The sequence below is a fragment of the Cytobacillus oceanisediminis 2691 genome, from assembly GCF_000294775.2.
Taxonomy (GTDB): domain Bacteria; phylum Bacillota; class Bacilli; order Bacillales; family Cytobacillaceae; genus Cytobacillus; species Cytobacillus pseudoceanisediminis.
Window position 1 is genome coordinate 2,088,644 of the sequence record NZ_CP015506.1, and the last position, 17,960, is coordinate 2,106,603.

Sequence of the window (17,960 nt, forward strand, 5' to 3'; positions counted from 1 at the left end):
GGGTATGAAGGTTTTTTTTGATTTGATGTGGTTTTTTAAGCAGGAGAAAAAGGCTTATGTAAACGGGATTATTCTGCTGTTATTTGTGGCAATGCTTCAGCTGGTTCCGCCAAAGGTGGTCGGCATTGTGGTCGACTCGATTAAAAATGGCGAGCTGACTGCAAAAGCCTTATTAATGTGGATAGGAATACTTGCTGTTACAGCCCTCATGATGTATGTGCTCCGCTATTATTGGCGCATCATGATTTTTGGATCAGCGGTTAAGCTGTCCAAACTCCTGCGCAACAGGCTTTATCAGCATTTTACGAATATGTCACAGTCCTTCTACCAGAAAAAGCGGGTGGGGGACTTGATGGCCCATGCAACAAATGATCTGCAGGCGATTCAGCAGACGGCAGGAGCGGGGGTCCTCACATTTGTCGATTCACTGGCGACAGGCGGGTTCGTTATCATCGCCATGGCGACAACAATCAGCTGGAAGCTTACACTTATCAGTCTGATTCCGATGCCGTTCATGGCACTTTTGACAAGCTGGTATGGAACACTTCTTCATAAACGGTTCCACAAAGCACAGGAGGCTTTTTCTTCACTAAATGACAAAACTCAGGAAAGTGTTTCAGGAATTAAAGTGATTAAGACATTCGGCCAGGAAAAAGAAGATATTGAAGATTTCCGCAGGCAGTCTGAAGATGTAGTGCAAAAAAACATTTCTGTTGCACGTGTTGATTCTTTGTTTGATCCGACGATCAGCATTATTGTAGGGATCTCTTTCTTCCTATCTATTGCATTTGGATCAAGATATGTGATTGCAGGAGAGCTGACAATCGGGCAGCTGGTTTCATTTACTACCTATCTAGGTCTCCTTATTTGGCCCATGCTCGCATTTGGCTGGCTGTTCAACATTGTTGAGAGAGGCCGCGCCTCCTATGATCGAGTCTCTGTGCTTCTAGCAGAAGAAATCGATATTAAGGATGATGAGACTGGCATCAATGAAGTTCCTAGCGGAGATATTGAGTACAGGATTGAGGAGTTCGCCTATCCGGGTGAACAGGAAGCGCTTCTTAAGGATATTCATTTTAGGCTGGAAAGAGGAGAGACTCTCGGCATAGCAGGTAAAACGGGTGCGGGCAAAACCACACTGCTGAAGCTATTGATCCGTGAGTTTGAAGACTATAAAGGGGAAATTCTTTTTGCCGGACATCCTATTAACCGCTATAAAATCGATAAGCTGAGGGAAGCAGTTGGCTATGTCCCGCAGGAGCACTTCCTGTTCTCGGCCACCGTTGCTGAAAATATAGCTTTCACGAGACCGGATGCAGACCTTGAAGATATTTATACGGCGGCGAAACTGGCCAATATCCATGAAGATATTCTCGAATTCACAGATGGCTATAAAACCGTTGTGGGTGAAAGAGGGGTCTCTCTTTCCGGAGGACAGAAGCAGCGTATTTCTATTGCACGAGCCCTTCTGGTGAAACCGGAGGTATTGATTTTGGATGATTCCCTTTCTGCCGTTGATGCGAAAACGGAGGAAGCGATTCTCACTTCATTGCGTGGTGAGCGGGCAGGCAAGACAACGATCATAACCGCTCACAGGCTGAGCGCCATTCAGCACGCGAATCTGATATTGGTGCTGGATGAAGGGAAAATTGTTCAGCGGGGTTCACATGATGAACTGATGGCTGAAGAAGGCTGGTATAAGAATATGTATCTGCGCCAGCAGCTGGAAGAGCTTGTGGAGCATGGGGGATAAGACGATGGAAAAGACACCGATTATGAAGGGGAAAGAGCAGCGGAAGGTCCTTTTCCGGCTGCTTTCCTATACAAAACCGCATAAGAAAACAATCATACTTGCCTTCAGTCTGCTTCTGTTAACGACGATTGGAGACATACTGGGGCCGATTCTTGTCAAAATTTTTATCGACGATTATTTAACACCAAGGAACCTGGTTTTCGAGCCGTTATTTGCTCTTGGTGCAGCATATCTGGGCATTCAGATCATGAATGTGCTGGTATCCTATTTTCAGCTGCTGAAATTTCAGGAAATTGCCCTTAAAATCATTCAGCAGCTGCGTGTGGATGTCTTTTCAAAAGTTCAGTCACTGGGCTTGAAATACTTTGATAAAACGCCTGCCGGAAGCATTGTATCCGGGGTTACCAATGATACAGAGGCGATTAAAGATATGTTTGTCAGTGTCCTGGTTACCTTTATTCAGGGTGCCTTCCTTTTGACAGGGATCTTTGTGGCGATGTTTATCCTGAATGTGAAGCTGGCTTTATTCTGCCTGGTGATTCTCCCGATTCTTTTTATGATCATTCGTACGTACCGTAAATACAGTTCTGTATTTTATAAGGACTTAAGGGAAAGACTGAGCCAGCTGAATGCAAAGCTGAGTGAATCACTGCAGGGAATGTCCATCATACAAGTTTTCAGGCAGGAAAAAAGGCTGCGGAAGGAATTTGGTGATATCAATGAGCAGCATTACCAAGCAGGTATGCGCAATATCAAAATGGATGGATTGCTGTTAAGGCCGGCCATTGACCTTGTGTATGTTCTGGCACTTATTATTGTATTGAGCTTCTTTGGTATTTCTTCTTTTAACAGTCCGATCGAAATCGGTGTGCTGTATGCCTTTGTCAGTTATCTGGACCGCTTTTTTGAGCCTGTGAATCAGATCATGATGAGGCTTTCCATGTATCAGCAGGCAATCATTGCGGCTTCAAGAGCGTTTGCGCTGCTGGACGAAAAGGAGCTTGCTCCGGCACAGGAGGATAAACTTTCTGATAGAATTAAGGAGGGAGAGATTGAGTTCAGGAACCTCAGCTTCTCCTATGACGGCAAACGGGATGTGTTGAAAAATATTTCCTTTACAGCCAAGCCGGGTGAAACCGTTGCCCTGGTTGGACATACCGGAAGCGGCAAGAGCTCAATCATTAATATAATGATGCGATTCTATGAATATGAGCGCGGTGATATTTTCATTGACGGAAAAAGCATTAAGTCTTATCCAGCGGAAGAATTGCGCATGAAGATGGGGCTCGTCCTACAGGATCCTTTCCTATTTTACGGGACGATTAAAGATAACATCAGACTTCATAATGAGAAAATGACAGATGTCGAGATTAAAGCTGCAGCTCAGTTTGTTCAGGCCCATACATTCATAGAAAAGCTTGACGACGGATATGAGCATGCGGTAGTTGAGCGCGGCTCGACTTTTTCGAGCGGGCAAAGACAGCTTATTGCCTTTGCAAGAACGATTGCTGCCAATCCGAAAATTCTTGTGCTCGATGAAGCAACAGCCAATATTGATACAGAAACAGAGGAAGCGATTCAAACCGCACTGGAAAAAATGCGGAAGGGCCGGACGACGATTGCGATTGCTCATCGATTGTCTACGATACAGGATGCAGAATTGATTCTCGTTCTTCATCAGGGGGAAATAGTAGAAAGAGGAACGCATCAGGAATTGCTTGCAAAGCGGGGCTTGTATCATAAAATGTATCTGCTGCAGAATGGGTCTGCTGAAAAAGTGGAGGATGCAGTAGGGTAATAGAAAAGACGTGTGAATGGCCACACGTCTTTTCATCTCTTAAAAGGAGTAGGATTCTCCATCTTCAGGCACTAATAGTTGATCGGAAAAGCCTTTGTCTTTACTATAACTTTTTAACTCTTCCTTTGATAGTGTCCAATGGTTGACTGCCTCCATATGGACAGAAATAATCCTGGCATCCGGGGCAGCTTTGGAAACTTCATAAATATCCTCTTTCCCCATAACAAGCGAGCCGCCTTCAAGAAACTGGTTATCTCCGCCATTTACAACAATGACTTCAGGGCTGTGTGTTTCAATAACTTCCTGAACAGCATCATACCAAACTGTATCACCTGCTACATAAAGTGTTTTTTCACTGTGGTGTTTGAAGACCACTCCACAAACGAGACCGGCCATTTTTAGAATTTCGCCCCTGCCATGTTCGCCCTTTGTTTTTATTAGTTGGATATCTTCAAAAACAGTATTCTCATGGAGGACTTCAATATTATTAAAACCAGCATTTTTTACTTCAGCAGCATCTACTTCATTTTGCACAAACATGTTAATGTCCTCTGGCAATGCCTGTTTGGCTGCATCATCAAAGTGGTCTAAATGCAGGTGGGTAACAATCACTGCATCCACATTATGAATAATTTCATCAATGGAGACTGGAAGCTCTGTTAAAGGATTGTATTCATCTTGTCTTAATGAATTTGGAAAAGGCGGGTAAGTCCCTTTTTCGGCTAAAAAGGGATCAATTAAAAACTTTATCCCTGCATAATTGACAACTAGTGTAGCGTTGCGGATTTGCTGTATATTCATATAAATGTACTCCTTTTCTTTGATTTACGTATAGTTTATACTAAGACCCATTGGTACTTACATAGATAAAATCAAGTCTTTTTGCCGTTTAACTTGAAAAGTGAAAGGAGTTGAAAAAATGCTGGATTACACGGATCAGCGTATTTTGGATGAACTCTCCAAAAACAGCCGGATCACCATGAAGGAGCTGGGGGAGAAAGTCCATTTAACTGGCCAGGCAGCCGCATCAAGAGTGGCAAAATTAGAAGATCAGGGTGTAATTGAGGGATACACAATCAAAGTGAACCAGAAGAAATTAGGGTATTCCATCCATGCTTTTATTACGGTTATTACTCAAAGTATGAATCATCAGCCGTATCTGACCTTCGTAAAAACACAGCAGGAAATCATACATAATTTTAAAATCAGCGGGGATGGCTGTTATATACTTGAATGCAAATTTCCGTCCAATGAGCGGTTAGATCAATTTTTAACAGATTTAAGTAAGCATGCAAATTATAAATTATCGATTGTTATTAATAAATAACTGCTTAAAACCAGAGGGATGGAATGTAAAAACAGCCTGCATAGGTTGCATGGCTGTTTTCTAATGTGTCTGCACTTTTTTTATAAAGGTTCGGTTATATTCATTTAATAGGGCATCCAGTTCCTGGCTGTACCGGATTGCTGCGGCAGAGCTTAAGCCGCTTTTCATGGCCACTTGAATTAACTCTGTTCTTTTTTGTTCAATCAATGTAAGCAGTTCCTGTTTACACATGGCCAATAGTTCCTCTCTGATAATTTCTTATATGTAGGCTTTACTCTGCCAATTCGATTCCATGTCAAAAGCTGAAAGATAATAACAGAATTTGTTAAGTCCTATACTAGTATATCGAATAATGGTAATTAATTCAAAAGAAACTTGTTTTAAACTTTATTAACATTTACATTAAAAATACATGTTTTAGGTTGAAATCTAATATGAATTAATATAATAGCAGGTGGTTTACTCAGAAATGTGTGTAATATTCGGGACACAAAATGTTCACATTCTATCCATTATCTTTTCTATATGGGATTTGTTAGAATGAAATGGGAATGAATGAGTATCAGGAGTTGTGACTATGACAGATTTGAATGTATTTATTGCATTAGGGGCAGGGTTTTTAAGCTTTGTATCGCCTTGCTGCCTGCCATTATATCCGGCGTTTTTATCGTATATTACCGGAATGTCTGTAGGGGAGATTAAAGAAGAGAATGCAATGCTGCAGAGAAGAAGCATGCTTCATACCCTATTCTTCCTGATCGGATTTTCGGCGATTTTTATCGCAATTGGGTTTGGCACGACTTTGCTTGGCCAATTCTTTCAGCAATACCAGGATTTAATCAGGCAAATTGGCGCTATCTTTGTATTCATCTTTGGATTATTGATCGTAGGTATCATTAAACCGGAATTTCTTATGAAGGAAAGGCGTTTTGAATTTAAGAACCGTCCATCTGGCCTTTTTGGCTCAGTTTTGATCGGAATGGCCTTCGCAGCAGGCTGGACTCCGTGTACGGGTCCAATATTAGGGGCGGTGTGGTCATTAGCTGTCACAAATCCTAATTCTGCCATGGTTTACATGTTTGCCTATATTCTTGGCTTTGCTATTCCATTCTTTGTTCTCTCCTTCTTTATCGGAAAAATGCAATGGATCAGGCGAAACAGCGCCAAGATCATGAAAATCGGCGGTGTTTTGATGATGATCATGGGTGTCGTCTTATTCTTTGACTGGATGACAAAAATAATCATATTCCTTTCACCGTTTTTTGGCGGATTTAGAGGTTTTTAAAAGCAGGAGCACATTCAATTAGGGAATGTGCTCCTTTTTTTCTATAAGTAAAAAGGGCTATGCGATCTGGTCGAAATTTGTCATATTCTTTCAATTGCTATTTATCTGATACTTCGATATATTGTAATATGTGTTCTTTGAGCGTGGAAGAGTGTTTTTCACAAAAGGAAATGAATTTCTTCCCCAAGATGTTTAATATTTGTTATTATGGGTATTTTTTACTATGATTATAGTATAATAGAGATATAGCTTCCAATGCACTACAAGGGGGAAACAGCGGTGGCGAGAATATTAATAGTAGATGATGCAAAATTTATGAGGGTTACCCTTGGCAGCATTTTGAAAAAAGCAGACCACGAAATTGTGGGAGAAGGGGAAAACGGAAAAGAAGCCGTGAACCTATTCGAAAATCTGAAGCCTGATCTGGTGATGATGGATATCACAATGCCTGAAATGAGCGGACTTGAGGCTGTCAGGGAAATTAAGAGGGACAACCCTAATGCAAAAGTAATCATGTGTTCAGCCATGGGCCAGCAGAAGGTAGTGGTTGAATCCATTGAAGCCGGCGCGAAAGACTTTATCATAAAACCATTTGATGAAGGCCGTGTATTAGAAGCAGTGAATCGGGTATTAAGCTAGGAGCTGACTCAGGGTACCCTGGACATACGGATGTGTCCGGGTATCAGCTGAAGTGGCTTTTTTTAATGAACTTTTATCCTTCTGAGTACCTAAATCAAGCCTATTAAGATATAATATGGGTAGTAATCAAATGAAATAGAGGATGAAATCGAATGGACTTTGTATTAATTTCATCAATCGGTGCCGTTTTTATGGCGATCTTCGTGATGTTCATCCGCATGAAGGCTGCAAAAAAGCCGGCTTCCGCCAAGAAAATCATCTTGCCGCCGATTTTTATGAGCACTGGTGCTCTTATGTTTGTCGTTCCTTATTTTCGCGTAACGTCAATGGAGATCTTAGAAGCAGCCACAGTTGGAATGCTGTTTTCCATCCTATTAATTAAGACTTCTTCCTTTGAAATCAGAGACAGCGACATTTACCTGAAGCGTTCCAAAGCTTTCGCTTTTATATTGATAGGATTGCTTGTTATCCGGATTATTGGTAAAATGGTCCTTAGCTCAACGATTGATTATGGTCAGCTGAGCGGCATGTTTTGGATTCTCGCGTTTTCAATGATCTTACCGTGGAGGATAGCGATGTATATGAATTTTCGGAAGCTTCATCAGGAGCTGCATGGATCGGGGAATCCGAAAACAACTTGATAGAATGAAAGCCGCCGGGCATTTCGCTCGGCGGCTTTTTGCGTTTGCGATTAATGTACTCCATTCTTAGGGTCCCAAAGTCCATACATTTTCCGTATTTCGACGATCTGTCCGATATGATAGGCGTTGTGGATGGTTAGGTTGGAAATGACAGACGACCAGGGTTCAAATGGTTCTTTATAAGCGGATAAGAGAAGCTTTTCTTCACTGCATTCTTCCAGGGCTTTGATCCACTCAGACAATACGTTTTGAAGAGCTTTTATGGCAGACTGCCAATCCTCTTCCGTAAAGGATTCATTGGTGCTGAATGTTTCGTCATTGGCGATATGGGTTTGGGAGAGCGGCAATTCTTTGAATCTTGTTAGATACCGGTCATTCCAGAAGGTAAGGTGGGTGATGATCTGCCAGACCGAATTGGCGGTTCCAGACTTGAATGATGCTTCTTTTGCTGATAGTCCTTCTATGGCAGCGGATAAAGGGACAAACCAATTGGGCTGGTCTAGGCAGGCGGATAGTTGTTTTAATAAGACTTCTTTTGTGGTCATTGGATTTCTCCTTTTTGGAAAGAGTACTCTTCATTTCTATTCATTAGATATTCAGACTATCCTATTTAATTTCAAGAATTGAATTAAGCATGTGTGGCTTTTAAAAGCCCGTATAATAAAAAACCATTCCGATGATACGAAATGGCCTAAAATAAGTGCTCGTATGGAGTCATATTTATCTGTTTTTCCGTCAATTTCTTGCGGAGAAATTTGTGATCTCTTTTTGGAGTGGCTAAAATATAGCCGCGAATCAGGAGGTCCTGATCGATTTGTGCTGCCTTTTCCTTTAGGGCAAGTTCGCCGATTTTGCCGGCTATTTTCATTCTTGCTACATCTCTGAATAGCTCCGGCACTGGACTTACTAGATCCTCAAGCAGATCTTTTTCCTTCTGCTGCCATAGATGGCGTGTTTCATTGACGTAATGCTCTTCCCAATCCAAATCCGATTTGCCATCTTCTTTCGGCATGCGCTTTAAGAATTTACGGAACATAAAAAAGCCGCCGATCGCGAAGAAAGAAATCAAAACAACAACCCAAAACAATATAAAATACATAAACCAGCCTTCTAGCATTTCCTTCACCTACACACATATTTTCCTGTCTTTATTATAAGCCTTGTGCCGCGATACGACAAGAAAGGAAGCATTAGTCTTGAAAACAGCACCATTTGCCCTTATAATAGGAAGAGTCTTTACGGGGCTGATTGGGGTGCTGGTGCCCTCCACGGTCTTCAAAACCGCTTGTGACCACCGTGTGTGGTCAGCTGGGTTCGATTCCCAGGCGGTCCCGCCATTACGCTATTTATCCGGACTTTGTATCCGGTGATTGATACGATGACCTACACGGTTTTCGCCCGGTCTAACGAAAGACCGTAAACGACCGGAAGGGAAGACCGTATTAATAGTCGATATAAACCGTTTGTCCTCTTACGCAGATTATTGCGGAAGGGGATTTTTTTATGCGCAAAGGAAACCTACGAAGATTTAACCGCAAGAAAACGATTGAGATACCGATGACCATAACGGAAATGTTCGAGGAATTTATGATCGTTAAAAAGGGCGAAGGCTTGACGAAAAGAACCATTAAGGAGCACTACGCCCATTTCGGCTATTTTAAGGACTACATAAACCGTGAGATTGTTGCGGAAGAGATGACAACGGAGCTCTTTGTCGGTTGGATAACGCACATGATTGAAGAATTGGACTACGCGCCTGCAACGGTTAATATCCGCGTCCGTACAATGCGGACATTTTTGCGGTATTGCTATGAGGAAAAGGCGTGGATTAGTGAGCCGATTCATAGACGCTTCAAGCCGATTAAAGCGCCAGTTGACGTTGTAGAGTCTTTAACGCCGGAAGAGTTTCGGAGGTTAATCGGAGCCATTGACGATACTACTTATAGTGGATTTCGTACGAAGGTCGTAGCCTTTACCTTGCTTGACACAATGGTTCGTGTTTGCGAACTGGTCGACATTAAGAGGCAAAATGTTGACTTTAAGACGCTGACAATTCGCTTGGAGGCTGCGGACACAAAGACCCGGCAAGGTAGATACGTGCCTATCAGCGCAAGAACAGCGAAGTTATTAAGCGAATACATGGCTGAGACCTCAGACTTTGCGAATGATTACGTATTTCTGTCTTACGAAGGAGAAAGGATTAGCGAGCATACTGTCCGTGATAATCTGCGCCTTTATGGGCAGGTTGCGAAAATAACAAATAAACGTGTAAGCCCGCACACACTAAGGCATACGGGCGCTCTTTTCTATATTCTTAACGGCGGTGATCCGTTTAGTTTGCAAAAGATACTCGGCCATTCTCACATGAATATGGTCAGGCGATATGTGCAGATGACAAACATGGACGTGCGTAACCAGCATAGCGTTCATTCACCGTTAAATTTCGTATTCAAATAAAAAACAAAAAAAGAGCGCCGACTGCGGGAACAGTCGAACACCCTACGTTAAAATCACTAACTATATTGTATCGAAAAAAAGCGTGCTAGTCAACGCTTATTTAAGTATGCATATTTTTGGGTTAGGCGCTCTCTAAACGGGGAGAGTCCGCAATGAAACGAATAGATATAGTGGCTTCGGAAGCTGCTTTCGAAACGCTCGGAACCTTCGAAACGCTCGAAGGGCTTAACGAAGCAGTCCGGGAATATAAGTGTAAATTTAAGGAAATGCTTTCAAATACGGAAATTAGCGTCCTTAATATCCTCCACAGATACTCAGCTAAGTATAAGGGCGTTAGTTTCCTATGCAAAAATACAATCGGCAAGCTTGTCGGCAAGTCCAGGCGCACAATCATCCGTGTATGCCAGCGTTTAGAAGAGTTAGGGATCATCCGCCAATACGCAATGAAACGGGCAAGCGATATGCAGCAGACGTCTAATGCTATCGTTATATTGCCGACCAAATGCGACGATGTCGTCGTAAATGAACAGCTTGTCACACAAGAGCCTGCGGATAATGTCACACCAAGAAAACCACTTCCGTCTAAAACAAATACTAATACTAAAGAACGTACGGCCAAGCCGGCATGGATTCCGCAAGCATTCTTTGCTTTATTAGATTCGCATATTCATAGCGTCAAAGAGATCGAGGAATACTGGCGGTCTGTTTACGCAATTACATACCGCATGAACCTCGCGCAAGAGGAACGGACAGTAATCGGCATAGAAGCGTTCTTTGCTATGAAATCAAAGCGCAAGCAATTGCGGAAGCCTATTGCGTATTTTACTGGCGCGGTTAAACGGCTGGCTAAACAGCGGCATGTAACCGTATTGTTTAATGACGTATTTAAGGGCTAGGTAAAGCGAATTAATAACGAATAAAGACGCTAAAAAAGAATCATAGACGGAGTTTACACGCTTTCGACTTCGGATAATTTGAAACAAAGGAGGTTTAAGCAATGTCAGAATATCCGAAGCCAAAAATAATGATACATATGGCAGGTTCAAGACCTGTTATGAAAGTTCAAAAGAGAATTGCTGATAATTGGCGAAGATTGCCCTACCAAAAGTTAATAAAGGTCGGCCATACCAGTATCTTTATTCACTCAAACCTAGGGTTATTCAGCGATGAGCAGCGTAAGGAGTGGTTCAGGATTGCATTAGAGAAAAAGCATCCTGCGCTTATGGGTTTAGAAAGAACCGTACAGAAAATACATCCGAATAAGAAAGTGAAGATAGTGATTAGTGATTAAGAGAAAGGAATCTTTAGGAGGTGGTAGCGTGAGCAAGCTGGAAGATAACGAAAAAGTGATGCTTGACGCTAAAGACATAATGAGGTTGACTGGCGTAGGAAGAGATAAGGCATACGGCTTGTTACATAGTAAGCAATTTCCGGTGAAAATGATCGGTAGGAGGCGTATGGTACATAAGGATGTATTTAATGATTGGTTAAAGGGCAAGGAGGTTTAAATATGTGCGAAAAAATGATGCTTGATGTTAACGATATAATGAAACTCACTGGTATCGGGAAAAATAAAGCTTATGGGCTACTTCAAAGTAAGCAATTCCCTGTAAAAATGATTGGCAAAAAGAGGTTAGTACATAAAGATATATTCAACGATTGGCTAAAGGGTAAGGAGTATAAGGTTCGTTGAGCCTTATTTCTTCTTCTTTTTAAATTCTTTTGCTATCCTTATCAACGCCGGCTTTACTGCCTCGTAAAATTTTCTCATTGCTTCCTCAGAAGGTCCTTTGCTCATATCTAATCCCCCTTTCGCGCCTCCTAATTATTAGCCTCTTTATTAATTCTATATAAAACTTTTGATAATTCCTGGTTAATTTGTCGACCACTAAATCGTAAAACGTGCCATCCGTTCTTTCTCAAAAAAGCGTTTTTACGTCTATCGTGCGCTTTTTGTGCAGGAGAGCTATGGAATGCTTTACCGTCACATTCTATAGCTAATTTAAGTGTTGGGATGGCTAAGTCGATGGAATATCTTCCGCAAGGTACTTGCGTTCTTACAACGTAGCCCTGAGATACTAATGCATCATACAAAATTCGTTCGATTGGGCTCTGGCATCTAATTCTTTCAGCTGCAACAGGAGATAATATAGGATCACTGGGTTTGTGGAATAAATATGCTAAAAAACCAGCGATCAAAATGCCTATAAAAACGATATACTCGACCATAAATTGCACCTCCCTAAAAGGAATTATTGCCAAAATGGAGAAATATTAGGCGAGGTGATAGAGATGGCTGTCAAAAATACTTTAAAGGAATACCGGCACGACAACCGAATGAATCAGACGGAGTTTGCCGCCTTCCTCGGCATTAGCCACGATCAATATAATCGATATGAGCGCAACAAACGGCAGCCAACGCTGGAAATTGCGCTGAAGATAAGCGACAAGCTAGGCCGTCCAGTTAACGATATATTTTACGCAGAGGACGAGCCGTCTGCTACTCCGGCAGAAAATATGTAGGTACAGGCAACTTTACCGCAGTAATGACATAGGTTATAGCGTAAGTAGCATTACCGCAGTTTAGTCGGTTTGAACTGTCAGGTAATGCGAAAATAAAAATCTGTTAAGAAAGGAGCGAAGTGAGAGCTGAGCGACAGACTTAAGGAGGTATCGCTATGATTGTCAAAATTAACGGCGTCCCAACGGACTATGATCGGATTCATCAAATTATCGTAGACAATTCGTACGACTCTATCGGAGAAGCTGTCGCGGATAAAGTAAAGACCGCTATCCACGATACGGAATGGTATCAGCATACCAGCGACTTTAACGTTTTTCGTGACTACGATGCAGTCGATAACCTTTGCGGCGATAACGCTATTTGCTGGATGGATGCGGTTAATCGATCCGTAATGGAAACGACAGAGCCTACGAAAATGATTTACCGGCTTATTTCACATCGAGTTGGCATCGTTAAAGACTCTTTCGCAAAAAACTTTTGGCCTGAAGAGTTTGATTGGGAATTGGTGCTCGATTGCATCTTATGGTTTTAACAAAGGGAGGAATTTCGCATGTTATTTACACCAACGTTATTACTGGCCGGAGGAGCTACGATAGTCCTGGCCGCATTAGACAAGACGCTGGAAGGCTACGGATTCGGGGCGCTTGGCACAATCTTGCGCATAGCCCTGCCGATAGCCGCCTTTGCTGCCGGTATTTACTTCATTGAAACTAATGCAATTATCGGGTGGCTCCGATGAACTGGCGCGAGTCCTGGGCGAAATTGCAGACCCGTCAGCGCCTTGTGAAAGCATTTAAAGCAGCCGAACTTTATCTCGGCGACATCGAGCGTCCTACATTCCCGAAAATACATTCCACTACTATATCCGCAGACTCTACCGCCATTACCTTCACTTTGCCAAACGGCCTGGACCCGAAACTCCTAACGAAAAACCTTTATGTATTCCAGCAACACTTCGGAAAGAATATCCGCCTGGATGGAGATATTAAACGGTTTACGCTGATGATTAATAAAAATAGTCTGCCGCGAAAACTTACCTATTCATACGGGTCGACGTCGACTCAACTAGCTGACTATGATATGCCGATCCTCTGCGGAAAAGATTCAGCCGGCAACTACATGGTCTATGACGCAATATCCGAGCCGAACTGTCTTATCTCCGGTGAGCCAGGCGCAGGCAAGTCGACTCAGCTCCGGAGTATCCTATCGACATTAATTCAGACCAAGACGCCGGATGAGTTGCAGATATTCCTTGGCGACCTTAAGATGAGCGAGTTCTTTCTGTTTAAAGGCGTCCAGCACGTTAAGAGTGTCTGCGTCTATGCGGAAGATATGGCCGTCATGCTGGCCTATTTGCACGGCGAAATGAAGCGTCGGGGCGAGCTCCTTAATAAATACGGCGTTACACATATTAATAAGTTGCCGAAAAAGCCTCCGTATATTCTGCTGTGTATCGACGAGTTCGTAATGATAATGGACGATAAGCAGATGAAAAAGCAAATCGTGCAGCTTGTGGCGCTTGGCCGTGCGTTAGGTATCTATTGCATCTTATCGCTTCAGAGGCCGTCACACGATATTCTCGATACTAAAATTCGTGGATTGCTTACTGTGCGTATGGGATTCCGAACGACTGACCTATCGAATAGCCGGATCATTGGGACGCCTGGAAGTGAGCGCATAAGCAAGGAAACGCCGGGACGCTTTCTTATTAAACGGGACGAATTGACGGAGCTTCAAGCGCCTTACTTAACGGAAGAGAAGGCTGAGGAATTGCTAGCGCCACATAAGGCGGACGGCTGGACGGATATGTTTGCCGGAGTGAACCGGACAGCAAATTCCACGACGTCGGGGGTTTTAACAGAAAGCGATGTGTTTAACGATGTTAACTAAGCGTGATAAAGCAATAATAAACGATTTAAATAGATTTCGCGTGATGGATCGGAACAGCGTGGCGGAGCTCCATTTCGCTAATTTAAAGAATCCAATTAGCGCAGCGAACACGGTGCTCCTCCGGTTATTGCGTGAAGGCCAGATACAGCGCACAACCGCAACTATTCCGTATTGCTATTACGGTCCGGAACTTACTATAAAGAAGAATTCCGCAAAGATAGGCCACTGGCTCGCGATTCTCAACGTATATAAGGAAATGCGGAAGCAAGGGCCGGTCGAAACGTTCCAGGTCGAGCCAAAGTACGGAAGCAAGGGCGTAGCTGAGCCGGACATATTTGCCGTATTTAGAAAAACGCCTTTCTTTATCGAAGTGCAGAAGACACTATACTCCGAAAAGCAAATGGCGGAAAAGATGAATCGCTATGTAGACCTTTGCCGATCCGGTGTCATTCCGAAGCCGTTTCCGCATGTGTTAATCGTGAGTGAGCAGCGTTATGCAATAGATGGGGATTGGCCGTTTAAAGTATTTCAAGCGCAGACATTTTCGAGGTTTATGGAGGCGCTGAAACCGAAGCAAACGCCTCAGCCGGTTAGAGCCAAGGAAGGTGGTATTAGATATATTGTCAATTAAATTTATAATAAGTAGGGTTTGTCTGGAAGTTTTACTTTTTCTTCAGTTTTACCCAATCTATTATCAATTGCTACTTTCATAAGTTTATATTCAAGTAATAGAGTGACTTGATTCTTTCTAGGGGATTTGCAAGTAATAATATCTTGTTTTCCACTTTTGTTGTTAAATGCAATAGTTAATTCACCGAAAATTCTATTTGAATAAGTCGACCAACCAGTGCGGACCCGCTGATTCCATTCATAATACTCTACTTTTGTAATTTTATTAATTGGAATTATGGCTAAGTTATTTATTGTTAATTCGTCATTGGCAACAAGTAAAGTGGAAAGTTTATCAGATTCTATTCCTTCAGCTCCATGAACATAACCGTATGTACTGATTTTTCCTTCTGGGGATGTTTGATATTTTGTTATTCTCCTACCAATAATAACGATTGCCACAGCTAATAAAATGCAGACGATAATAAACAATAAACCATCTCCTTTTATCCCTAATTATACCAGATTATATAAAAAAGAGGCGTCCGTTATTCGGCGCCTTTTTCTGTGAGTTTAAATACGAATACATCATTTACGTCATATCTTCTTGTCTTCCCTTGTTCTAATGCAATACGATTTAAAGCATTGATAACAGCTGTCAAAGTGTCGAACTGAATGGCCTTGGCTTTTCCGTTGACTAAATCTCCAATTGTCGCTGGCCTTACCTTTGATTCCACTGCCAAGAAGTTTTTTGTGATTTGTAATTCTTCTAAGGTGTCTCCAAGAGTAGTAACAATAGCGTTTTCCTTAATTACCTTCATAGAAAATCCCTCCGTTAAGTCCATTATAAAACAAAATAACGATAATAGTAAAACTTTTTTAGTGAAAACTATTGCAATTGGGAAATTAATGTATTATATTTAGTTTAACTTAAATAGTAAAACGATTTAAGTAATACAATCTAGGAGGTGTACAGGCATGGGTTATTTATTCGCGGTTTTCTACTTTGCTCTTGCGGGGCTGACAGTGTTTTCGATGTACTTCATAGCACCGACTTGGATGCAAGAAGAAATTAGTGAATACATTTCAAACATCTGAAGGAGGAGAAAGTAATGGCTCGGTTTATCACTGCAATATTTACAGCAGCAGACGATCAGGAATTCGGCGAAGTTAAGTCGAAAGTCATTTTGCTGGCTCCGGACCTAGTGCTTGAGAGGTTCGATAATGAGGCGAATATATTCCGGTTAGATAAGCCGGTATCAGAATCGCAAGAGAAAGTCTATATTGACCGGTCAACTTGTGCGAGGTTTCAAGCGGACTTTCTGGCGGAAGATAATCGAAGAGTCTTGGAGATAGGCTTCAAGTGGATTTCGGAAGCATCTTTCATGGACGTATTGCGAGAGTTTGCAAAAAAGTAAAAAGCCCAGCGGCGGGCTGGCCGACTGAGCTCAAAACAAAAACATTTTGGAGGTTAATTATACTATGAAATTTAGAAAAGTGGTAGTAAAAGATATTTGGCAAGGAGAAGTTTGTGAGGAATATCCGGAAAAAGGCGTTTACTATGAGGAGCAGGGCATGGTAATCCGTTGCGACCAATGGGGTGCGGTTGAAGTTAATTACGCTAAGCCAGTCGAAGGTACAGACGTTGTACTTGTTGCGCAAGGTGCGGAAGACCTACATCTTGATAATGCGGATTTGTTTATCGAACTGCTAATGACCGGAGGTGCTACCGAATGAAAAAGATAACGGTACAATACCTGTTCGAAGGTGTAATCAATCAGCGTGATAACGAGTCGGGTGTGCTGTTCGGCGATAAAGTCCTAGTTACAGAGGAAGGTTTCGGTCTTTACCAGGCGGTAAAAACGGACAATCCTGACGTGGTTATCGTCGACCTGGACGTAAATGCCACGGATCATCTAGCGGAAAATCCAACGCTTCTGATCGATTTAATTGTATCTGACCCTGGCGGAGGTAGCTTCGTCCAAGCTTAATATAGACGGTCTACGGCAATAGGCCACATACTTACTCCCCGGCGGCGGGCGGCAAACTGGAGGCAACGTCGGGTAATATTCGGAAGGGGAGAACGGAAATGATAACAAATATTGCTGAGGAATGTTTTTATAGATTGCAAGAATTGCACGCTTACGTTAAGGATTCACACGAAACTTTAAATCGGTTCCAAAGCGTTTTAGATAAGCAGTTGGCTCAGGCGTATCATGATATCGAACGCTCTGGAGAGTTCGATATGGCAGAAGGGAACAAACACGCTAAGAAGTTAAAAGAAATTCTGACTAACCGCCGTCTTGTAAAGGATGAGCTTGCGAGGCTGCAACCAGTGTATAACTTCTTGCGCCATGAAGTAGAGAAAACATCCGAGCAGTATCAGCGGGCCGTGAGAAGGTCGTATGAACTACGCCAGGAATTGAATGTAACGGAAGACCTCGGAAGGGTATACGCAGCATTCGGAGTGGAATAATCGAGAGGCTCGATCGTACGGCAATACGGTCGGGTCTTTTTTGTCATGCGCAGCTTTAAATACTATCGGGTATTATTGGTTGAACCAATTTTCAAAATGGCGAGCGAATATCTTATGAGGAGTCTGAAAAAAGTTTGGCTGAATTATGTCCGAAAACGGTGACCATGACGGCATAGTAATTGTAAGGAGAAAAAGTGCGCGGATCTGCATTTTAAAGTGACATATTTGACGAGCGACAAAAAAGTTCCGGAAAAGGTGCGCGAATCCTGTGTCCTTTCGCGTCATACTTCCTAGGGAAACAAAAAACGAAGTTAATGTCCGAAAACGGTGCCTAGTGCGTCATACATTACGTAAGGGTGGGATGATATTTCGCTGAATATTACATTTATGTTACAAAAGGACAGAAATGCGCGATATTTTGCGCGAGTTCTACATGCTAATCCCTATTATAGGTAAAGGGGGTTAAAAAATCTGAGAAGGGAATGTCCGAAAGTGGATTTTCAAATGTATCATCTATTAGGTAAGGTGGGCGACTCTTCTTTCTAATCCGTATTATTTTTT

At 42.4% G+C, this 17,960-nt stretch carries 27 protein-coding genes and 1 tRNA gene; 21 read left to right on the top strand and 7 right to left on the bottom strand.

Annotated elements, in window-relative coordinates; translation table 11 throughout:
- Positions 1–4: 4 nt before the first annotated feature.
- Both A361_RS10645 and A361_RS10650 read left to right on the top strand, forming a co-directional pair.
- The gene (locus A361_RS10645) at positions 5–1,753 is read left to right on the top strand and encodes an ABC transporter transmembrane domain-containing protein (RefSeq protein WP_019381892.1); all 1,749 of its coding nucleotides are present in this window, start codon (positions 5–7) and stop codon (positions 1,751–1,753) included.
- Positions 1,754–1,757: 4 nt separating this feature from the next.
- Entirely contained in the window at positions 1,758–3,551 is a 1,794-nt protein-coding gene (locus A361_RS10650) for an ABC transporter ATP-binding protein (protein WP_019381893.1), read from the top strand.
- Positions 3,552–3,590: 39 nt separating this feature from the next.
- On the opposite strand, the gene A361_RS10655 is transcribed toward A361_RS10650, so the two are convergent.
- Positions 3,591–4,352 (bottom strand): MBL fold metallo-hydrolase, encoded by a 762-nt coding sequence (locus A361_RS10655; protein ID WP_019381894.1) that lies wholly within the window; start codon positions 4,350–4,352, stop codon positions 3,591–3,593.
- A gap of 118 nt (positions 4,353–4,470) precedes the next feature.
- On the opposite strand from A361_RS10655, the gene A361_RS10660 reads away from it, so the two are divergent.
- Positions 4,471–4,878 carry an Lrp/AsnC family transcriptional regulator gene (locus A361_RS10660; protein ID WP_019381895.1) on the top strand — a complete coding sequence of 136 codons (408 nt, stop codon included), beginning with the start codon at positions 4,471–4,473 and terminating at the stop codon, positions 4,876–4,878.
- 60 nt (positions 4,879–4,938) lie between these two features.
- On the opposite strand, the gene A361_RS10665 is transcribed toward A361_RS10660, so the two are convergent.
- Positions 4,939–5,109: an aspartyl-phosphate phosphatase Spo0E family protein gene (locus tag A361_RS10665; RefSeq protein ID WP_009330553.1), complete on the bottom strand. Its 171-nt coding sequence runs from the start codon at positions 5,107–5,109 to the stop codon at positions 4,939–4,941.
- Positions 5,110–5,455: 346 nt separating this feature from the next.
- Here A361_RS10665 and A361_RS10670 point away from each other — a divergent pair, with 346 nt between their 5' ends.
- The 3 genes from A361_RS10670 (at position 5,456) to A361_RS10680 (ending at position 7,443) form a co-directional block, all read left to right on the top strand.
- Positions 5,456–6,163, top strand: a complete 708-nt coding sequence (locus A361_RS10670; RefSeq protein ID WP_009330552.1) for a cytochrome c biogenesis CcdA family protein — start codon at positions 5,456–5,458, stop codon at positions 6,161–6,163.
- Between the two features lie 279 nt (positions 6,164–6,442).
- Entirely contained in the window at positions 6,443–6,802 is a 360-nt protein-coding gene (locus A361_RS10675; protein WP_019381896.1) for a response regulator, read from the top strand.
- Positions 6,803–6,954: 152 nt separating this feature from the next.
- Complete coding sequence (locus A361_RS10680) at positions 6,955–7,443, top strand: CcdC family protein (RefSeq protein WP_019381897.1); 489 nt, start codon at positions 6,955–6,957, stop codon at positions 7,441–7,443.
- Positions 7,444–7,493: 50 nt separating this feature from the next.
- Here A361_RS10680 and A361_RS10685 read toward each other — a convergent pair whose 3' ends face one another.
- Positions 7,494–7,988 (bottom strand): DinB family protein, encoded by a 495-nt coding sequence (locus tag A361_RS10685; protein WP_009330549.1) that lies wholly within the window; start codon positions 7,986–7,988, stop codon positions 7,494–7,496.
- A gap of 146 nt (positions 7,989–8,134) precedes the next feature.
- Complete coding sequence (locus tag A361_RS10690) at positions 8,135–8,560, bottom strand: DUF2621 domain-containing protein (protein WP_019381898.1); 426 nt, start codon at positions 8,558–8,560, stop codon at positions 8,135–8,137.
- 123 nt (positions 8,561–8,683) lie between these two features.
- Here A361_RS10690 and A361_RS29895 point away from each other — a divergent pair.
- The 6 genes from A361_RS29895 to A361_RS10715 all read left to right on the top strand — a co-directional run bounded on the left by A361_RS29895 (position 8,684) and on the right by A361_RS10715 (position 11,593).
- Positions 8,684–8,780 (top strand) — tRNA-Sec (locus A361_RS29895).
- A gap of 166 nt (positions 8,781–8,946) precedes the next feature.
- Entirely contained in the window at positions 8,947–9,900 is a 954-nt protein-coding gene (locus tag A361_RS10695; protein ID WP_019381899.1) for a tyrosine-type recombinase/integrase, read from the top strand.
- Positions 9,901–10,052: 152 nt separating this feature from the next.
- Positions 10,053–10,796, top strand: coding sequence for a helix-turn-helix domain-containing protein (locus A361_RS10700; RefSeq protein ID WP_019381900.1), 744 nt, complete (start codon positions 10,053–10,055; stop codon positions 10,794–10,796).
- Between the two features lie 101 nt (positions 10,797–10,897).
- On the top strand, positions 10,898–11,191 hold the full coding sequence (locus tag A361_RS10705; protein ID WP_019381901.1) for a hypothetical protein: 294 nt from the start codon (positions 10,898–10,900) through the stop codon (positions 11,189–11,191).
- Positions 11,192–11,219: 28 nt separating this feature from the next.
- Positions 11,220–11,408 (top strand): helix-turn-helix domain-containing protein, encoded by a 189-nt coding sequence (locus A361_RS10710; RefSeq protein WP_019381902.1) that lies wholly within the window; start codon positions 11,220–11,222, stop codon positions 11,406–11,408.
- A gap of 2 nt (positions 11,409–11,410) precedes the next feature.
- Positions 11,411–11,593 (top strand): helix-turn-helix domain-containing protein, encoded by a 183-nt coding sequence (locus tag A361_RS10715; RefSeq protein ID WP_019381903.1) that lies wholly within the window; start codon positions 11,411–11,413, stop codon positions 11,591–11,593.
- A gap of 128 nt (positions 11,594–11,721) precedes the next feature.
- Here A361_RS10715 and A361_RS10720 read toward each other — a convergent pair whose 3' ends face one another.
- A complete protein-coding gene (locus A361_RS10720; RefSeq protein WP_019381905.1) occupies positions 11,722–12,129 on the bottom strand; it encodes an endonuclease domain-containing protein in 408 nt (135 codons plus the stop codon).
- Positions 12,130–12,192: 63 nt separating this feature from the next.
- Between A361_RS10720 and A361_RS10725 the strand changes: the two genes are divergently transcribed.
- From A361_RS10725 to A361_RS10745, 5 genes are all read left to right on the top strand, one after another.
- Complete coding sequence (locus tag A361_RS10725; RefSeq protein ID WP_019381906.1) at positions 12,193–12,423, top strand: helix-turn-helix transcriptional regulator; 231 nt, start codon at positions 12,193–12,195, stop codon at positions 12,421–12,423.
- Positions 12,424–12,578: 155 nt separating this feature from the next.
- Positions 12,579–12,956: a hypothetical protein gene (locus A361_RS10730; protein WP_019381907.1), complete on the top strand. Its 378-nt coding sequence runs from the start codon at positions 12,579–12,581 to the stop codon at positions 12,954–12,956.
- Positions 12,957–12,974: 18 nt separating this feature from the next.
- Complete coding sequence (locus A361_RS10735) at positions 12,975–13,163, top strand: hypothetical protein (protein ID WP_019381908.1); 189 nt, start codon at positions 12,975–12,977, stop codon at positions 13,161–13,163.
- Positions 13,160–14,314 carry an FtsK/SpoIIIE domain-containing protein gene (locus A361_RS10740; RefSeq protein ID WP_019381909.1) on the top strand — a complete coding sequence of 385 codons (1,155 nt, stop codon included), beginning with the start codon at positions 13,160–13,162 and terminating at the stop codon, positions 14,312–14,314. Before A361_RS10735 ends, A361_RS10740 begins: the two co-directional genes overlap by 4 nt.
- Positions 14,315–14,357: 43 nt before the next feature.
- Positions 14,358–14,945, top strand: coding sequence for a hypothetical protein (locus A361_RS10745; protein WP_236888021.1), 588 nt, complete (start codon positions 14,358–14,360; stop codon positions 14,943–14,945).
- A gap of 2 nt (positions 14,946–14,947) precedes the next feature.
- Here A361_RS10745 and A361_RS10750 read toward each other — a convergent pair whose 3' ends face one another.
- Positions 14,948–15,415, bottom strand: a complete 468-nt coding sequence (locus tag A361_RS10750) for a hypothetical protein (RefSeq protein WP_019381911.1) — start codon at positions 15,413–15,415, stop codon at positions 14,948–14,950.
- 56 nt (positions 15,416–15,471) lie between these two features.
- Entirely contained in the window at positions 15,472–15,744 is a 273-nt protein-coding gene (locus tag A361_RS10755) for a helix-turn-helix domain-containing protein (protein ID WP_019381912.1), read from the bottom strand.
- A 291-nt stretch (positions 15,745–16,035) separates the two neighbouring features.
- Here A361_RS10755 and A361_RS10760 point away from each other — a divergent pair, with 291 nt between their 5' ends.
- The 4 genes from A361_RS10760 (at position 16,036) to A361_RS29900 (ending at position 17,399) form a co-directional block, all read left to right on the top strand.
- Entirely contained in the window at positions 16,036–16,341 is a 306-nt protein-coding gene (locus A361_RS10760) for a hypothetical protein (protein ID WP_019381914.1), read from the top strand.
- Between the two features lie 64 nt (positions 16,342–16,405).
- On the top strand, positions 16,406–16,660 hold the full coding sequence (locus tag A361_RS10765; RefSeq protein WP_019381915.1) for a hypothetical protein: 255 nt from the start codon (positions 16,406–16,408) through the stop codon (positions 16,658–16,660).
- On the top strand, positions 16,657–16,914 hold the full coding sequence (locus A361_RS10770) for a hypothetical protein (RefSeq protein WP_019381916.1): 258 nt from the start codon (positions 16,657–16,659) through the stop codon (positions 16,912–16,914). Before A361_RS10765 ends, A361_RS10770 begins: the two co-directional genes overlap by 4 nt.
- 134 nt (positions 16,915–17,048) lie before the next feature.
- Positions 17,049–17,399 (top strand): hypothetical protein, encoded by a 351-nt coding sequence (locus tag A361_RS29900; protein ID WP_162272003.1) that lies wholly within the window; start codon positions 17,049–17,051, stop codon positions 17,397–17,399.
- Positions 17,400–17,960 lie beyond the last annotated feature (561 nt).

What these genes read in the sequence shown, in the direction of transcription:
- A361_RS10645 (WP_019381892.1), top strand. Translation starts at nt 5, where the DNA reads ATGAAGGTTTTTTTTGATTTGATGTGGTTTTTTAAGCAGGAGAAAAAG.
- A361_RS10650 (WP_019381893.1), top strand. Translation starts at nt 1,758, where the DNA reads ATGGAAAAGACACCGATTATGAAGGGGAAAGAGCAGCGGAAGGTCCTT.
- A361_RS10655 (WP_019381894.1), bottom strand. Translation starts at nt 4,352, where the DNA reads ATGAATATACAGCAAATCCGCAACGCTACACTAGTTGTCAATTATGCA.
- A361_RS10660 (WP_019381895.1), top strand. Translation starts at nt 4,471, where the DNA reads ATGCTGGATTACACGGATCAGCGTATTTTGGATGAACTCTCCAAAAAC.
- A361_RS10665 (WP_009330553.1), bottom strand. Translation starts at nt 5,109, where the DNA reads ATGTGTAAACAGGAACTGCTTACATTGATTGAACAAAAAAGAACAGAG.
- A361_RS10670 (WP_009330552.1), top strand. Translation starts at nt 5,456, where the DNA reads ATGACAGATTTGAATGTATTTATTGCATTAGGGGCAGGGTTTTTAAGC.
- A361_RS10680 (WP_019381897.1), top strand. Translation starts at nt 6,955, where the DNA reads ATGGACTTTGTATTAATTTCATCAATCGGTGCCGTTTTTATGGCGATC.
- A361_RS10685 (WP_009330549.1), bottom strand. Translation starts at nt 7,988, where the DNA reads ATGACCACAAAAGAAGTCTTATTAAAACAACTATCCGCCTGCCTAGAC.
- A361_RS10690 (WP_019381898.1), bottom strand. Translation starts at nt 8,560, where the DNA reads ATGCTAGAAGGCTGGTTTATGTATTTTATATTGTTTTGGGTTGTTGTT.
- A361_RS10695 (WP_019381899.1), top strand. Translation starts at nt 8,947, where the DNA reads ATGCGCAAAGGAAACCTACGAAGATTTAACCGCAAGAAAACGATTGAG.
- A361_RS10700 (WP_019381900.1), top strand. Translation starts at nt 10,053, where the DNA reads ATGAAACGAATAGATATAGTGGCTTCGGAAGCTGCTTTCGAAACGCTC.
- A361_RS10705 (WP_019381901.1), top strand. Translation starts at nt 10,898, where the DNA reads ATGTCAGAATATCCGAAGCCAAAAATAATGATACATATGGCAGGTTCA.
- A361_RS10715 (WP_019381903.1), top strand. Translation starts at nt 11,411, where the DNA reads ATGTGCGAAAAAATGATGCTTGATGTTAACGATATAATGAAACTCACT.
- A361_RS10720 (WP_019381905.1), bottom strand. Translation starts at nt 12,129, where the DNA reads ATGGTCGAGTATATCGTTTTTATAGGCATTTTGATCGCTGGTTTTTTA.
- A361_RS10725 (WP_019381906.1), top strand. Translation starts at nt 12,193, where the DNA reads ATGGCTGTCAAAAATACTTTAAAGGAATACCGGCACGACAACCGAATG.
- A361_RS10730 (WP_019381907.1), top strand. Translation starts at nt 12,579, where the DNA reads ATGATTGTCAAAATTAACGGCGTCCCAACGGACTATGATCGGATTCAT.
- A361_RS10735 (WP_019381908.1), top strand. Translation starts at nt 12,975, where the DNA reads ATGTTATTTACACCAACGTTATTACTGGCCGGAGGAGCTACGATAGTC.
- A361_RS10740 (WP_019381909.1), top strand. Translation starts at nt 13,160, where the DNA reads ATGAACTGGCGCGAGTCCTGGGCGAAATTGCAGACCCGTCAGCGCCTT.
- A361_RS10745 (WP_236888021.1), top strand. Translation starts at nt 14,358, where the DNA reads ATGGATCGGAACAGCGTGGCGGAGCTCCATTTCGCTAATTTAAAGAAT.
- A361_RS10755 (WP_019381912.1), bottom strand. Translation starts at nt 15,744, where the DNA reads ATGAAGGTAATTAAGGAAAACGCTATTGTTACTACTCTTGGAGACACC.
- A361_RS10760 (WP_019381914.1), top strand. Translation starts at nt 16,036, where the DNA reads ATGGCTCGGTTTATCACTGCAATATTTACAGCAGCAGACGATCAGGAA.
- A361_RS10765 (WP_019381915.1), top strand. Translation starts at nt 16,406, where the DNA reads ATGAAATTTAGAAAAGTGGTAGTAAAAGATATTTGGCAAGGAGAAGTT.
- A361_RS10770 (WP_019381916.1), top strand. Translation starts at nt 16,657, where the DNA reads ATGAAAAAGATAACGGTACAATACCTGTTCGAAGGTGTAATCAATCAG.